Below are 1455 nucleotides of genomic sequence, written 5' to 3'. Positions count from 1 at the left end.
TGCCTGGGCGCGGCCTGCATCGTCGTTCGCGTCGCATCATTCATGCTGATCTTCCCTTCCAGCCCTGACCGTCACCCGAATGGGCGGAGACGGCTTTGCTGGCTCCGTGGAGCCGCGCGGCGCAGCCGTGTGGTGGAGTAGGGCAGGTTCCCGGCTCCGATCACTTGCACTTGTTCGGCAGTTGGCCCCTCTCGATCGCCAGATTCCGCATCGCCTCGTAATCGACACCCCAAAGCCCTCGCCGCTCGTCGGCAGCGTCTTTCATGAAACGGGCATAGGCCAGCCCTGAATGTTGCCTGTAATCAACGGCATATCCATGGCGCACCATCGTTGCCGAAACAGATGCCCCATTCGACCGAAACCGGCACGACAGGTTAGACCGGCCCCAGCTTGTCCGCCGCGTGTTGCATATCGGCTCGACCGTCAGCTTTTCGTCCTGAAAATCGCTCGTGCAATCCATGCCGCCATTTTGCTTCACCAGCTCTTCCAAATAGAGCTGCGCTGCGATCTTGGGCACATTGCCCTTGCCGTCCTCATCCGGCGCATCAATTCCCGACAACCGCACCCGCTTTTTATCGAGCGTTTCGAGCGTATCGCCGTCGATAATGCGCGGGTTCTCGACATGGATCGAAACCGGCTCGCTATTCCTCGCCTGCATCTGATTGAACAGCGCACCGAACGCGAAAACAGAGAGAATGGGCAACGCGATTTGCTGATTTCGCGGCCATTTTTTGAAACCTCGGATCAGCACCTGGCTTTCTCCTGAAGAATGTCGTTCCAGTCCATCGGCGCCGGGGCTGGCGGGAGTATGATTTTCAGCTCGCGGTTGTTGGCAGTGAGGTGGTCGCGCGCGTCCTCTATGGCCTGTGCCGCTTCCTGGCCGTGTTGCGAGTAGATGACGATTTTGCGGATGCGTTCGGGGATCGCGATCAGGCCATAGCGGCGAATGCCGCCCGCGCCCCACACCTTGAATTTCCCGGCGCTAAGCTGGGACACGGAAACGGCTTCCTCGAAGCCTTCCGCGAGGCGCAGCACGTCGCCGGGTGGCTGGCCGCCGATCCGCATGGCTGCATGTCGGACCAGGCCAAGCGTCAATTTCGCCTCGCGCAGCGCCGCATGGTAGCGTTTCTCGCCGGTTGCTGGATCGAGCAAGATCCGCTGCACGGCGATTATGCCTTCGTCGGCCTCGAACGGCACGAGAAGGGCAGGATGCTCTTCGCGGGCATCGGGCGGGCCAACGATGCAGCGCGGAGCGAAGCGAACCTTGAGGCCGGTCGGGTCGATTGCGCGCGAACGCAGATAGCGTTCAGCCGCGGTGCCCGCGATCGGCACGGCGGAATCCCATAGTTGTAGGGCGAGCTTCCGGCGCGAGGGTTCAGGCGCGCGATCGACCGTCTCGCCGCTGGTGTGGCGATTGATTTTGCGGCTGTTGAGCGCGGACCATACGGCTTCCTG

The 1455-nt window shown here is 61.8% G+C and carries 2 protein-coding genes; both read right to left on the bottom strand.

All coding sequences use genetic code 11. The features are described 5' to 3' along the window. Positions 1 to 160: 160 nt before the first annotated feature. Positions 161 to 751: a thermonuclease family protein gene (locus ACEK02_RS16280; protein WP_022684488.1), complete on the bottom strand. Its 591-nt coding sequence runs from the start codon at positions 749 to 751 to the stop codon at positions 161 to 163. Next, complete coding sequence (locus ACEK02_RS16275; RefSeq protein WP_371422637.1) at positions 745 to 1332, bottom strand: toprim domain-containing protein; 588 nt, start codon at positions 1330 to 1332, stop codon at positions 745 to 747. The genes ACEK02_RS16280 and ACEK02_RS16275 overlap by 7 nt, the downstream gene beginning before the upstream one ends. Positions 1333 to 1455: the final 123 nt, after the last annotated feature.

It is taken from the genome of Tardiphaga sp. (genome assembly GCF_041424195.1).
Lineage (GTDB): Bacteria > Pseudomonadota > Alphaproteobacteria > Rhizobiales > Xanthobacteraceae > Tardiphaga.
This window is presented reverse-complemented; position numbering and strand designations above follow the sequence as displayed.